Origin of the sequence: Paraburkholderia sp. PGU19 (assembly GCF_013426915.1) — a bacterium.
In the GTDB taxonomy this organism is placed as follows: domain Bacteria; phylum Pseudomonadota; class Gammaproteobacteria; order Burkholderiales; family Burkholderiaceae; genus Paraburkholderia.
The window spans coordinates 762,937-775,964 of the sequence record NZ_AP023180.1; the positions used below are offsets into that span (position 1 = coordinate 762,937).

At 64.6% G+C, this 13,028-nt stretch carries 10 protein-coding genes, 1 pseudogene and 1 riboswitch; of the genes and pseudogenes, 4 read left to right on the top strand and 7 right to left on the bottom strand.

The genetic code is table 11. The features are described 5' to 3' along the window. Positions 1–37: 37 nt before the first annotated feature. Positions 38–1,093 (bottom strand): phytoene/squalene synthase family protein, encoded by a 1,056-nt coding sequence (locus tag H1204_RS21030; RefSeq protein ID WP_180732570.1) that lies wholly within the window; start codon positions 1,091–1,093, stop codon positions 38–40. 481 nt (positions 1,094–1,574) lie between these two features. Here H1204_RS21030 and H1204_RS21035 point away from each other — a divergent pair, with 481 nt between their 5' ends. From H1204_RS21035 to H1204_RS21045, 3 genes are all read left to right on the top strand, one after another. Continuing rightward, positions 1,575–3,443 carry an ABC transporter ATP-binding protein gene (locus H1204_RS21035; protein WP_180732571.1) on the top strand — a complete coding sequence of 623 codons (1,869 nt, stop codon included), beginning with the start codon at positions 1,575–1,577 and terminating at the stop codon, positions 3,441–3,443. A 117-nt stretch (positions 3,444–3,560) separates the two neighbouring features. Then, positions 3,561–3,741: riboswitch (yybP-ykoY riboswitch) on the top strand. A gap of 50 nt (positions 3,742–3,791) precedes the next feature. Next, positions 3,792–4,793, top strand: a complete 1,002-nt coding sequence (locus tag H1204_RS21040; RefSeq protein WP_180732572.1) for a sodium:calcium antiporter — start codon at positions 3,792–3,794, stop codon at positions 4,791–4,793. A gap of 130 nt (positions 4,794–4,923) precedes the next feature. Further along, positions 4,924–5,844, top strand: coding sequence for a serine/threonine dehydratase family protein (locus H1204_RS21045; protein WP_180732573.1), 921 nt, complete (start codon positions 4,924–4,926; stop codon positions 5,842–5,844). 36 nt (positions 5,845–5,880) lie between these two features. On the opposite strand, the gene H1204_RS21050 is transcribed toward H1204_RS21045, so the two are convergent. The 4 genes and pseudogenes from H1204_RS21050 to H1204_RS21065 form a co-directional block, all read right to left on the bottom strand. Further along, on the bottom strand, positions 5,881–7,080 hold the full coding sequence (locus H1204_RS21050) for a cytochrome P450 (RefSeq protein WP_180732574.1): 1,200 nt from the start codon (positions 7,078–7,080) through the stop codon (positions 5,881–5,883). Between the two features lie 40 nt (positions 7,081–7,120). Next, positions 7,121–8,104, bottom strand: coding sequence for a 2-dehydropantoate 2-reductase (locus H1204_RS21055; RefSeq protein ID WP_180732575.1), 984 nt, complete (start codon positions 8,102–8,104; stop codon positions 7,121–7,123). Positions 8,105–8,116: 12 nt separating this feature from the next. Then, positions 8,117–8,916 (bottom strand): annotated as a pseudogene (locus H1204_RS21060) (class II aldolase/adducin family protein). Positions 8,917–8,927: 11 nt separating this feature from the next. Then, the gene (locus H1204_RS21065) at positions 8,928–10,136 is read right to left on the bottom strand and encodes an amino acid aminotransferase (protein ID WP_180732576.1); all 1,209 of its coding nucleotides are present in this window, start codon (positions 10,134–10,136) and stop codon (positions 8,928–8,930) included. Positions 10,137–10,292: 156 nt separating this feature from the next. Between H1204_RS21065 and H1204_RS21070 the strand changes: the two genes are divergently transcribed. Further along, complete coding sequence (locus H1204_RS21070; protein ID WP_180732577.1) at positions 10,293–11,228, top strand: LysR family transcriptional regulator; 936 nt, start codon at positions 10,293–10,295, stop codon at positions 11,226–11,228. Between the two features lie 209 nt (positions 11,229–11,437). Here the strand turns inward: H1204_RS21070 and H1204_RS21075 are convergent, their stop codons facing one another. After that, the gene (locus tag H1204_RS21075; protein WP_180733247.1) at positions 11,438–12,421 is read right to left on the bottom strand and encodes a glycerophosphodiester phosphodiesterase family protein; all 984 of its coding nucleotides are present in this window, start codon (positions 12,419–12,421) and stop codon (positions 11,438–11,440) included. Positions 12,422–12,585: 164 nt separating this feature from the next. After that, positions 12,586–13,002, bottom strand: a complete 417-nt coding sequence (locus tag H1204_RS21080) for a DUF302 domain-containing protein (RefSeq protein ID WP_180732578.1) — start codon at positions 13,000–13,002, stop codon at positions 12,586–12,588. Positions 13,003–13,028: the final 26 nt, after the last annotated feature.

Here is a 13,028-nt window from a genome sequence, read left to right on the forward strand (position 1 = left end):
GCGGTATGAACAAACCGGGATTGAACGGAAGCGAGTTTCATCGAACGCCGATGCGCGATTCGATCGCCCGGATCAGCCCTTCGATCCAGCTACGCAGCCCCGCATCCGACACCGACACAGGCAGCGAGCGCGCGAGAATGCCGTACACCTGCTTGCGCTGGATCTTCGACACTTTCGCCGGCTCCAGCCAGTGCGCGTTATCGACCAGCAGCAGCATCGTTTCGAGCCCGATCACGATCGGCCACACGCACGCGAGGCGCAAGCGCAGCGAGAAACGCGGAATCGCGAGCGTGTAGTCGAGCGCAGCGCGGAAGTGATCGAGCGACTTGCGCACCAGTTCGTGCATCAAGGGTTGCGCGCGCTGCGATGCTTGCGGCGCCAGCAGCATCTGCGGCGTCAGGCCGTAGCGATCGAGCAGCGCGGACGGCAGATAGCAGCGTCCAATGCGCAAATCCTTGCCGCAATCGCGCAGCACGTTGGTCATCTGCAGCGCCTTGCCGAAGCGCACGCCGCGCTCGAGCATCGTGGGCTCGCTGGTATTCAGCGTGCCGGGCAGATGCGCGTAGGTCATCTTCGTCCAGAACTCGCCGACGCAGCCCGCGACCAGATACGTATAGCGATCCAGTTCGTCCCATTCGCGCAGCGCGACGATGCGGCCCGAGCGCTCGTCGGGAAAGGTGCGCAGGTCGAATTCCATACCTGTGGTCAGTGTCGTGACGATCTCGCGCACGGCGGTGCGGTCGGCCGCTTCGAGTTGCTGGAGCACGTCGAGTGCGGGCGCGATCGATTCGAGCAAGACCTTTTCATCCGATTGCGTCTGCTGGCCCGCCACTTCGTTCGCGAGGCGCTGCGCAAGCTCGCCGTCGTCGGTCGCGCCGTTGACCTGATCGCGCAACGCGAGCAGCAGCGCGAGCCGCTGTTCGGGCGGAATCAGCGCGGTATCGGCGATCGTGTCGGCGGCGCGCGCGAGCAGATATGCGAGGCCGATGGGATCGCGCATGCCCGCGGGCAGAATGCGCAAGGTCAGATAGAAGGAACGGGAAACCCCTTTGAGCAACGGGCCCAGCAAGAAGGCCCGGGTGGAACTGGACATGAGTTGATATCGATCAGGTTGAGTCTCTGCTTGAGTTGAGCACGAAACCCGAAGTTGGAGTTGTTCGGCGCTGCCGCATTGTATCCGCCACCGGTGTGACAGGCCGCAAAGCCCGCCCGCCGTCATTCGATGAAGCGCGCATAAAACCAACACAAGGCGTCGTGTCGAAGCACATTGCAATCACCTTGCGCAAGCTTTCCTGCTAGAATTCAAGCCTCAACGCAGTCGTTCTTCATCCACTCATTCACCCAAGGGAGGCATTCAATGCACGCAATGTACATCGCAGTCTCTCGCGGGATGTCGCGACGCTTCCTCTGCGCTCCAAGCTAGGTTGCCGTCTGCGCTGGCCCACAAGCGCCCGCGCCTTTGTCAGACTACCGGTTTTCTTTGTCGCCGCCGCGCGTTGGCGGGCATCGGTCGTCGACTTCTGAATCTCCTGACCGGATAGCGCTGCGCCGCCTCGCGCCGCACGCTGACATACATGGCTAGCAAAAAACTCGACTTTGGCGCGCAAGCGTTCAGAAGCGTTCTCGGCTTCACTTTCCATCACTGGCGCAAGCAGCCCGTGCGCGTGGTCGGCATTGCGCTGTTCGCGCTGTCGGCCGCGCTCGCGGACGTGCTGACGCCGCTCTTCGCGGGCCGTCTGGTCGACGCACTCGCGTCGGGCAGCACGCTCGGCAAGGACGCCGCATCGCATCCGGCGCTAGTCGCGTTCTTCACCCTGATCGCGCTCGGCATCGGCGGCACGTTGCTGCGGCAACTGGTCTATCGCAGCATCATCGTGATGACGCTCAAGATGATGAGCGCGATCTGCGCGAACGCGTTTCATCGCGTGCAGCGCTTTTCGACCGACTGGCATGCGAACAGCTTTGCCGGCTCGACGGTGCGCAAGATCACGCGCGGCATCTGGGCGCTCGACCTGCTCAACGACACGCTGCTGATCGCGCTGCTGCCTTCTCTGCTGATGCTCGCCGGATCGACGGTGCTGCTGGGCTTTCACTGGCCCGTGATGGGCCTCGTGGTCGGCGTCGGCTCGCTCACGTATGTCGCCGTGACGGTCGCGCTATCGCTCGGCTACGTCGCGCCTGCCGCGCGTCTCGGCAATCTGTGGGACACGCGCATGGGCGGCTCGCTCGCCGACGCCGTCAGCAGTAACGCCGTCGTCAAGGCGTTCGGCGCGGAAGAACGCGAGGAAAGCCGGCTCGATCGCGTGATCGCCAAGTGGCGGCAACGCACGCGCCGCACGTGGCAGCGCGGCACGACCAACGGCGGCGTGCAGGGCGGCATGCTGGCGCTGATGCAGGCGGCCATTCTCGGCGCGGCGCTGCTGCTGTGGCTGCGCGACGAAGCGAGCGTCGGCGACATCACGTATGCGCTGACCACATTTTTCGTGCTGCAAGGCTATCTGCGCGATGTCGGGATGCACGTGCGCAACCTGCAACGCTCGGTGAACGACATGGAAGAACTCGTCGCGCTCGAACGCGAGCCGCTCGGCATCGAAGACAAACGCGGCGCGCCCGCCATCGATATCGAGCAAGGCGAAATCCGCTTCGAGCACGTGACGTTCCGCTATGGCGCGCAGCGCACGGCGCTCTACAACGACTTCTCGCTGCGCATCGCGCCAGGCGAGCGGATCGGTCTCGTCGGACATTCGGGCTCGGGCAAGACGACCTTCATCAAGCTGATCCAGCGCCTGTACGACATCGACGACGGCCGCATCACGATCGATGGGCAGAACATCGCCGACGTGCAGCAGGCGTCGCTGCGCCAGCACATCGCGATCGTGCAGCAGGAGCCCGTGCTGTTCCACCGCTCGCTGGCGGAGAACATCGCCTATGCACGGCCCGGCGCGTCGTTCGATGACATCGTGCAGGCCGCGAAGCTGGCCAGCGCGCATGACTTCATCGACGCGCTGCCGCATGGCTACGACACGCTGGTCGGCGAGCGCGGCGTGAAGCTGTCGGGCGGCGAGCGCCAGCGGGTCGCGATCGCGCGCGCGTTTCTCGCGGACGCGCCGATCCTGATCTTCGACGAAGCCACGTCGAGCCTCGACAGCGAAAGCGAGGTGCTGATCCAGCAGGCGATGGAGCGGCTGATGGTTGGACGCACGACACTCGTCGTCGCGCACCGGCTCTCGACAGTGCGCGCGCTCGACCGCCTGCTGGTGCTGGACAAGGGCCGCGTGGTCGAGGAAGGCAGCCACGAGCAACTGATCCGGATCGAGCACGGCGTGTACCGTCGGCTGTTCGAACGCCAGGCGCTGGAGTTGACCAAGGGCCTGCTCGATGATGGACCGGTGCGCGGCAGCGAGCGGTTTGCCAGCGATCCGAGCCTGATCGGTGGCAAATAAACCCGTCAGCGGTGGTACGAAGAAGCGGTACGAACGAGCGACAGGGACAAGCGGCGCGCAGACGCCGCTTTCCTTCGCGTACCTTTTGCTTTCGACACGCTGACGGTGCGTTATAATTTCGTTGTCTTAGGGGAGTAGTCTGCTGCGCCGTTTCCGGTGTAGCGCCGCCGTCAACATATTTGGCATTCATGCCATGGCGTCGGCAGCCGTCCCACGGCCTGACGAGACCTTTGACGCGTCCTTTTCACCCGAGCCGGGCGAAGGGATGCGTCATTGGTTTGCGTGCCCGGCTCGTGGAGATAACAAGTTGTCGACTATTCCCCCTTCCCGCATTCCGGGGCGTCCGTCATGATCCTGACCTTCGCCCTGCTCATCGCCGCCGCCGGCGTCATCTACGTTTCCTGCGAAACCTTCGTCAACGGTGTCGAGTGGCTTGGCAACAAGCTGAACATGACACAGACGGCCACGGGTACGATCCTCGCCGCGTTCGGCACTGCGCTGCCCGAGAGCGTCGTGACGCTGGTCGCCGTTGCCTTCGGCAACACGCCCGCGCACAAGGAAATCGGCGTAGGCGCCGCGATTGGCGGACCGCTCGCGCTCAGCACGATCGCCTACGCCGTGGTCGGCCTTGCGCTGCTGGCCACGGCCAAACGCGTCGGCCAGATGCGGGCGAACGCGGTCGATGCCGACACGCGCCGTCTGCGCCGCGACCAGATCTGGTTTCTCGCCATTTTCGCCGTCAAGATCGTGCTCGGCCTGGTGGTGTTCAACTTCAAGCCCGTGCTCGGTCTCGCGTTTCTCGCGGCCTACGCCTTCTACTGCTGGAAGGAACTCACGGCAGAAGGCGACGCAGGCGATCACGAAGCGCTCGAACCGCTCAAGCTGCGCCCGCGCGACGCCAATCCCGCCATGCCGTGGATCGTCGCGCAGACGGTCGGCGCGCTGGTCATGATCTTTCTCGCGTCGCATCTGTTCGTGGGGCAGATTGAGGCGGTCGGGCCGTGGCTCGGCATCGATCCACAACTGACGGCGCTGCTGTTCAGCCCGATTGCGACGGAGCTGCCGGAAATCATGAACGCCGTGATCTGGGTGCGTCAAGGCAAGGAGCGCCTCGCGCTCGCCAACATCAGCGGCGCAATGATGATCCAGGCGACGATCCCCACCGCGTTCGGCCTGTTCTTCACGCCGTGGCATCTGGCCACGCCGTCCATTCTCGCTGCCGTCGTCACTGCGCTGGCCATCGTGGTGCTGCAATGGATCTTCCGTGCACCCCGCGTGCTGAGCCGCAGGCTGGCTTACGTCGGCTGTCTGTATGCAGTGTTCGCCGCGCTGCTGTTCGCCGTCAGGTAACAGCGCATCGAGTCTGCTCCGGAGGGCGCAGTCATGGCTCCCTCCGTACGCGATTCTGGCTTGCTATCATCAGCGATTCGGTTCATCAATTCAGCGAAGACCATTCCGCGCCGCTTCCGGCAACACCGCCATGACACTGCACATCGACACTCCCCTTCTCGAATCCCAACCGCTCAGCCAGCATCTGGGCCGCCGCGTGCTGCTCAAGATGGATGCGTTACAGCCGCCCGGCTCGTTCAAGATCCGCGGCATCGGCTACGCGTGCGAAGAACACGCGAAGCGCGGCAAGCGCCGCTTCGTCTCGTCGTCGGGCGGCAATGCGGGCATCGCGGTCGCGTATGCGGGCCGCGCGCTGTCCGTTCCCGTCACGGTCGTCGTGCCGCAAAGCACGGGCGAGCGCGCGAAGGAACTGATCCGCCTGCAAGGCGCGAACGTGATCGTGCACGGCGCGACCTGGCAGGAAGCGAACGCATTCGCGCTCGAACAGGTCGGTCCCGACGATGCCTTCATCCATCCGTTCGACGATCCGCTCTTGTGGCACGGCCATGCGTCGATGATCGACGAGGTCGTGCGCGCGGGGGCGAAGTTCGATGCCGTGGTGCTGTCGGTGGGCGGCGGCGGCTTGATGGCGGGCGCGATCGAAGGCTTGCGGCGCAACGGTCTCGGCCACGTGCCGCTGATCGCAGTCGAAACGGAAGGCGCGTCATCGCTCGCGCAATCGGTGCGCGCTGGGAAGCGGATCGAATTGCCGGGTATTACGAGTGTCGCGACGTCGCTGGGCGCGAAGCAGGTGTGCGAGCAGGCGTTCATGCTGACGCAGACGCATCCTGTCGAATGCGTGGTGGTGTCGGACAAGGAAGCCGTGGATGCATCGCGCCGCTTCGTCGACGATCACCGCGTGCTCGTCGAGCCCGCATGCGGTGCGAGCCTCGCCCTCGTCTATCGGCAAACGGAAGCGCTACAGCGCTTAGAAAGCGTGCTCGTGATCGTGTGCGGCGGCGCCGCCACAACCATCGAGCAACTGGAGCGCTGGCATCGCGAGATGGCGTGAGCCTCGTACCGACGTCACGCCTTTCTGACTAGCTAATCACAACGCGGCGATCAGCGTCTCGACACCGCGCAGGTTGTTCCGTCTGCGCCATTGCAAGGCATCGAGATTCGTGAGGCGCAGTTGCGGCAGACGCGTCAGCAGCGTGTGCAGCGCGATTTCGAGTTCCATCATCGCGAGGCGCGCGCCGAGGCAGTAGTGAATGCCCGCGCCAAAGGTCAGCAAATGGCCTGACGGCTCGCGGCCGATATCGAGCGTATCCGGCGCGTCGAAACGCGCCGGGTCGCGATTGGCCGAACCGAGCAGCATGAAGACGATCGAGCCGCGCGGCAGCGTCTGCCCGTCGACGTCGATATCGTCGAACGCGGTACGCACCACCATCTGCACGGCCGTGTCGTAGCGCGCGCATTCTGCAACGGCCTTCGATACCAGCGACGGGTCGCTACGCAACCTTTCCAGTTGTGCCGGATGCCGATGCAGCGCGATCAACGCGTTGCCGAGCATGTTCGATGTGGTCTCGTGCCCCGCGACGAACAGCAAGATCACGTTTGAGATGATCTCGTCTTCCGACAGCCGCTCGCCGCCCTCTTCCGCCTGGATCAGCGACGACACGATGTCGTGGCCGGGCGCGGCGCGCCGTTGCGCGACCACTGCCCGGAAATACTGTTCGAGTTCGAGCGCCGCCTGATTCGCGCGCGCAAGCGCGTCGGCCGACATTGGCGCGAGATCGAACGCGGACACCAGCAGGCTCGCCGCGTCGCCGAAGCGCACGCCATCCTCGACGGGCACATCGAGCAGCCGGCAGATGATCTGCAACGGCAGCGGCATCGCGAACTCGCTGACGAGATCCACTTCGGGCTTGCCTTGCATCGCGTCGATCAGACTGTCCGTCGTTTCTTCGGCGATGGTGCGCAGCGTTTCGATCTGCCGCGCATTGAATGCCTTCATCAGCAGCGCGCGCAGGCGCGTGTGCGTGGGCGGGTTCATCATCAGGAAGGTGCGTTCGAGCGCCTGAAACACCGGCTGCTCGCGCGCGCTCTCGCCGTAGCGCGCGACCACGCTGGGTATGTACGTCTTGCCCATGCGGCGGTCGGGCAGCAGCGCGTCGATGACGGCGTGACGGCCCGTCAGCATGATGCTGGGCGCGAGCGGCACGAAGGCACCCGCGCTGCGGATGCCTTCATAGAACGGATAGGGATTGTCGAAGTAGGCCGGGGACGACAGATCGGTGAATTTCATGCTTTGATGCGTGGGGCTTAGAGTGATTGAAGGTGCAGCGTCAATCGAGAGGATACAGCCCACGCACGCGAGCGTGCAGACGAGCCAGCCCAAACAGCGCGTTCGCATACGGCGCGTCGACGCCCGTCAGCTTGCCCAGTTCGCACACCGCGCCCACCAGCGCGTCGAGTTCGACGGCCTTGCCCGCTTCGACGTCCTGCAGCATCGACGTGCGCATCGCCCCCAGCTTGAGCGTAACGGCGTGGCGGTCTTCGGGCGCCTGCTCGATGGGGATGCCGAAGCGCGCGCCGATGGCTTTCGCTTCGAGCATCACGCGCGTGACGAAATCGCGCGCGAGCGGGTCGCTCAGAATCTTGTCGGTGGTCGCGCCCGTGATCGCGCTGATGGGGTTCATCGTCATGTTGCCCCACAGCTTGTACCAGACGTCGCGCTGGATCTGATCCGTCGCGCTCGCATCGAAACCGGCCTTGCGCAGCAGTTCGACGAGCGACGCCACGCGCTCGCTCGCATGCCCCGTCGCTTCGCCGACGATCAGGCCACGCCCCTGATGATGCGCGACGACGCCCGGTGCATCGACGCGGCAACTCGCATGCACGACGCATCCGAGCGTGCGTTCAGCGGGAATCGCGGCGGCAATCGAACCGTCGGGATCGACGGAAGCGAGCCGCGCGCCCGCGAACTCGCCATGCAAGCCGGCACAGAACCACCACGGCACGCCGTTCATTGCCGTCAGCACGAGCGTGTTCGGGCCGAGCAGCGGCGCGATGTGCTGCGCGACGGCGGCCATGCCGGGCGCTTTCACCGCGACGATCACGAGATCCTGTGCGCCGAGCGCTTCCGGTTTGTCGCTCGCCTGCACACGGACCGCATGCGTCTCGCCGTTTTCAATCAGGCGCAAGCCGTGTTCGCGCAACGCGTCGAGCGTCGCGCCGCGCGCGACCACGCTCACCTCGCAGCCCGCCTGCGCGAGCTTCACGCCCATCCATCCGCCGATCGCGCCGGCGCCGTAAATGCATACCTTCATCGTTGTTCTTCCTCAATCCTTGTAGCTGGCGTCGATTCTATCGACCTTGCGCACCAGCGCGTCGAACACGTCCTGCCCCGCGCCGTAGCGCACGTCGAATTGCAACGCGTCGCGCGAGCATTGCTCGGCGACCGCTTCGGGCACGGGCCGCGCGCGGCCCATCGCGAACGTCGCGACCTGAATCTCGCAGGCGCGGTTCAGCGTCCACAGAATCGCGAACGCTTGCGGCAAGGTCGTGCCCCACGACAGCAGCCCGTGATTGCGCAGAATCACCGCCTGCCGGTCGCCGATATGTTCGACGAGGCGCGGCCCTTCTTCAGCGTGAATCGTGATGCCTTCGAAGTCGTGATACGCAATGCGTTCGTGCAACTGCGCGCTATAGAAGTTGGTCTGCTGCAAGCCGCCTTCCGAGCACGCGACGGCGACGCCCGCTGTGGTATGCGTATGCATCACGCAATGCGCATCTGGGATGCCTTCGTGCAGCGCCGAGTGCACGGTGAAGCCGGCAGGATTCACCGGATACGTCGAGCCATCGAGAATGCGCCCTGCGCATCGATCTTCACCAGATTGCGCGCCGTCACTTCACTGTAATGCAGGCCGAATGGATTGATCAGGAATTGCTTCGCTCCGCCCGTCACGCTGTCGGGCAGGCGCACCGTGATGTGGTTGTAGATCAACTCGGTCCAGCCCAGCATATCGAAGACGCGATAACAGGCGGCCAATTGAACGCGCGCCTGCCACTCGTCAGGATGCATCGCTGCCGGGCCAGCGCCCGTGCCCGTGGCCCGCTCGTCTCGTTCCATGATCTCCATCTCGTGCCTCCTTACTGGCGCGCGCCCGACCCGGCGACGGCTGCAATCGCCGATACCACGTACGCGACGTTGTTGCGGTTCAGGCCCGCGACACACATGCGCCCCGAGCGCAGCAGATAGATGCCGTGTTCCAGCCGCAGCGTTTCGACCTGTTCGGCGGACAAGCCCGTGTAGGTGAACATGCCGACCTGCGCGACGTAACGCGCGCGCATCACTTCATCGACGCGACCGGCAAGCCCTTCGTGAATCGCGTGACGCATTTCATGAATGCGCTCGCGCATCACGCGCAGTTCGTCGTCCCACGACGCGCGCAGTTTCGCGTCGCCGAGCACGCCCGCGACGAGCCGCGCGCCGTGCATGGGCGGATTGCTGTAGTTCGCGCGGATCGTGAAAGTCAGCTGGCCGAGCACGCGCTGCGCTTCGGCTGCGTCCTTGCAGAGGACGCTCAGCGCGCCGCAACGCTCGCCGTACAGCGAGAAATTCTTCGAGAACGAGTTCGCGACGATCATTGGCACGTCGGCGTCCGCGAGCATGCGCACGCACGCGGCATCTTCTTCGAGGCCATCGCCGAAGCCCTGATACGCCATGTCGACGAACGCGATCAGCTTGCGACGCTGCAGCACGGGCAGCAGCTCGCGCCATTGGTCGGCCGTCAGGTCGACGCCCGTCGGGTTGTGGCAGCACGCGTGCAGCAGCACGATGCTGCGTTCGGGCAGCGCGTCGATCGTGTCGCGCATCGCGTCGAAACGCAGGCCGCCCGTAGTGTCGTCGTAGTACGGATACGTGTTGACCGTGTGGCCCGCTGCTTCGAACACGACGCGATGGTTTTCCCAGCTCGGATCGCTCAGCCACACCTGCGAGCCCGCGAAGTGACGCTTGAGGAAATCCGCGCCGACCTTCAGCGCGCCCGAGCCGCCCACCGTCTGGACCGTTGCGATGCGGCCCGCGGCGCGCGCTGCGCTGTTGGCGCCGAACACGAGTGTCTGGGCGGCATCGCGGTATTGCGGCAGGCCCGACATCGGCAGATACGAGCGCGGCGTGCCTTGGGCGACGATGGCCGCTTCGGCTTCGCGCACCGACGACATCACGGGCAGCGTGCCGTTTTCGTCGAAGTAGATGCCGATGCTCAGATTGACCTTGTTGGTGCGCGGGTCGCGCTGGAAGTCCTCGTTGAGGCTCAGGATGGGATCGCCAGGATACGCGGGGATGTGTTCGAACATGATTGTGTCTCTGTCTATGTGTGCTGGATGTTGCGTGACTCTGCGAGAGGTTGCGAAGGCATGCACCGACGCGTGCGAAACAGTGTGTCGAAAAGCGCGTGTTGTCACAATCAATCGATTCTGCACGATTCGTAAGTTACGCTTTAGAATCGGCGGATGGCCCTCACACGCATCACCATACGCCAGTTCGAGGCGTTTCTAGCGATTGTCGATCAGAACGGCATTGCAGCTGCGGCGCAACGGCTGGGGCTGACCTCGTCGGCCGTGAGCCAGTTGCTGGCGGAGCTGGAGCGCGAGCTTGGCTTTCGTCTGTTCGATCGCACGACGCGGCGCGTGAGCCTATCGACGGCCGGCCGCGATTTTCTCTCTTCGGCGGAATCGGTGTTGCGGCATTTGCGTGCCGCCGAGCAGACCGCGAGCGACATCCGCAACCGCGCGGCGGGCATCGTGCGGGTCGGCGCGCCGCTGGTGCTGGCGAGCACGGCGATTCCGTTTGCCATAGCGGGCTATGCGACTGAGAAGCCGAAGGTCGTGGTAAGGGTCGTCGATACGGATGTCGAGCAACTGGTGGAGCGTGTCGCGAGCGGCGACGTCGATCTTGCCGTTGGGCCTGATCGGGCGACGGGCGACCGCGTGCAGCGGGAGCCGATCTTTCAGAGCCCGTGGGTGTTGTGGTGCGCTGAGCAGCATGCGCTGGCGCGGAAAAGGCGTTTGCGGTGGCAGGACCTGCGGGGCACGCCGATCATCGCGACGGGCCGCGATCATGAAGCGAGTGTCGCGCAGATGTTGGCCGATCAGCCATCGGATGCCCGGATTGCGCCTGTTGAGGTTGTCGATAATGTGACCACTGCGTTTGGTCTCGTAGCGCAGGGGCTTGCGGTTACGCTTGCGCCGCTTTATGTGAAGCCGCTTGCGCAGACGTTTGGGCTCGTGATGCGGCGTGTCGTCGAGCCTGAGACGATTCGGGAAGTGTGTGTTTATCGTCCTGTGGACCGGTCGTTGTCGCCGTCTGCTGATGGGTTTGCGGAGTTTCTTGGGGGGTGTCTGAGAGTTTGGGATCGGAGGACGCAGGGCCCCGGTGGGGCGAAGTGAAATGGCAGCTAGGGGGCTCGGTGTTTGCTGCGCAAGCGGTTTGGTTTTTTTGCCTTTGCGCTGGCATCCGCGATTTGTTAGCGCGCTAACAAACCGCGGATGCCAGCGCAGAGGCAAACCGCAGATGCCAGCGCAAAGCCAAAGCAAACCACCCAGCGTTGCAGACAAAGAGCCACCGCGCCGCCTTAGGCGCTTCAACCAAAAACACCCTACCGCGCCGCACCGCCGTCGCCCAAATTGCAATCGAGCGGCCCGCGCTCCGCCTGCAGCGCGCTCCTCACCCCCGCCAGCATCCGCGGCGAATCCACAAGCACAGCATCCATACGCAGACACGCGGCTTCGCGATAAGCCTCCGCATCGTTCACGGCAAACGCAACCAGCCACATATCGGCGGCGCGCCGAAAGCACTGCACCGACGCGGGTGTCCACGTGCGCGCAGCAAAAGTCGAACGCCCTTCGCCAAGCGTGAAACGCTCGATCACCTCGACCTTGCGGCCCAACTCGAAGCCCGCTCGCGTGCCGGCTCGCGGCGCATCGCATTGCCCCGTCAACGCGACGCCAAAGAGCCGCTGACGCGTCGCATCACGCGACTCGAACATGCGCGCCTGCGGATACTGCGCGAACGCCGCCTGATAATCGACTTCCGTCGAATAGATCATGACGCGCGGCCACGCATCCAGCGCATCGAGCACACGCGCGACAGCAGACGCCTGGGGCACCGCGGGCAACGCCTTCATATCGAGCACGACGGGCACGTCAAGCGGAATGATCCGCAGCGCGTCTGCGAGCGTCGGTATGCCGACAGGCTTCGACCGATACGGCCTGGCTCCCGGCGCATCCGGCGCCTCGAACTGCCAGCCCGCATTGATGCGCGCCAGCTCCGCTGCCGTCCGTCCCGCCACCGGGCCGCTTGCATCCGTCAACGCCGACAGATCCTTCGGACGATACAGCACAGGCACGCCGTCCCGGCTCAACTGCACCGTGAGCCAGATGACGTCGGCATGATTCGCGAGCGCGCCTTCGATGGCGGTCAATGTGTTCTCAGGATAATCGGCCGTTCCGCCGCGATGGGCGATCAGCGCCGGCAATGTGCGGGTACTGTCGGCGTGAGGTGGCACGACGGCGGAACCTGCCGTGCACGCTGAAAGTGCCGTGAGAATCGATAAGGCAAACGCAAACCCCGGTATCCGCATCCGATGCATAAATGTCGTGTCATGTACGCTCGCGCCGTGCGCGGCAACGCGTCATGGTAGACGCGAACCCGACTCTACGCCTCGCGTATGCAAGCCTTTGTGACACTTATTGATCGAACGCATGACGGCGCGTCGCCCGCGCATTGCAGCACGGATGCGAGCGCTCACGCGGAATCGCGCGCAGCCACCATCTGGATCAGCGCCTTCGCTTTGGCGAGCGGCTCGACGAGCGACGCCTCCAGCCCATAGTCGTCCACGAGCGCGTCTGTAAGGTCATTGATGGCGAGCCATGTGACGCGCGCTTCGTCTTCCCACACGAGCGCCTTGAGCGGCAGCAGCAGCCCTGCCAAGGGGTTCGCCTGCATCACGGGCGTGCCGCCCTTCGGGTTGCCGAACACGATCAGACGCGTTGGACGCAGTGTCATGCCGACCTGCGCGGCGGCGTCGGCCTGATCGATATCGACGAAGATCGTCATGCCTTTGTCGGCGAGCAGGCCGCGCAGCCGCGCGACCGTGATCGAAAAGCCGTGCTCGCTTTTGAACGTCGCAACGGACGCGGGAGATTTCGCTGCGGCAGTCATCGCGGACTCCGGTGATGGGACATCAC

Bases quoted from the DNA above. Each gene is read 5' to 3' on its own strand.
- H1204_RS21030 (WP_180732570.1), bottom strand. From the start codon at position 1,093: ATGTCCAGTTCCACCCGGGCCTTCTTGCTGGGCCCGTTGCTCAAAGGG.
- H1204_RS21035 (WP_180732571.1), top strand. From the start codon at position 1,575: ATGGCTAGCAAAAAACTCGACTTTGGCGCGCAAGCGTTCAGAAGCGTT.
- H1204_RS21040 (WP_180732572.1), top strand. From the start codon at position 3,792: ATGATCCTGACCTTCGCCCTGCTCATCGCCGCCGCCGGCGTCATCTAC.
- H1204_RS21045 (WP_180732573.1), top strand. From the start codon at position 4,924: ATGACACTGCACATCGACACTCCCCTTCTCGAATCCCAACCGCTCAGC.
- H1204_RS21050 (WP_180732574.1), bottom strand. From the start codon at position 7,080: ATGAAATTCACCGATCTGTCGTCCCCGGCCTACTTCGACAATCCCTAT.
- H1204_RS21055 (WP_180732575.1), bottom strand. From the start codon at position 8,104: ATGAAGGTATGCATTTACGGCGCCGGCGCGATCGGCGGATGGATGGGC.
- H1204_RS21065 (WP_180732576.1), bottom strand. From the start codon at position 10,136: ATGTTCGAACACATCCCCGCGTATCCTGGCGATCCCATCCTGAGCCTC.
- H1204_RS21070 (WP_180732577.1), top strand. From the start codon at position 10,293: ATGGCCCTCACACGCATCACCATACGCCAGTTCGAGGCGTTTCTAGCG.
- H1204_RS21075 (WP_180733247.1), bottom strand. From the start codon at position 12,421: ATGCGGATACCGGGGTTTGCGTTTGCCTTATCGATTCTCACGGCACTT.
- H1204_RS21080 (WP_180732578.1), bottom strand. From the start codon at position 13,002: ATGACTGCCGCAGCGAAATCTCCCGCGTCCGTTGCGACGTTCAAAAGC.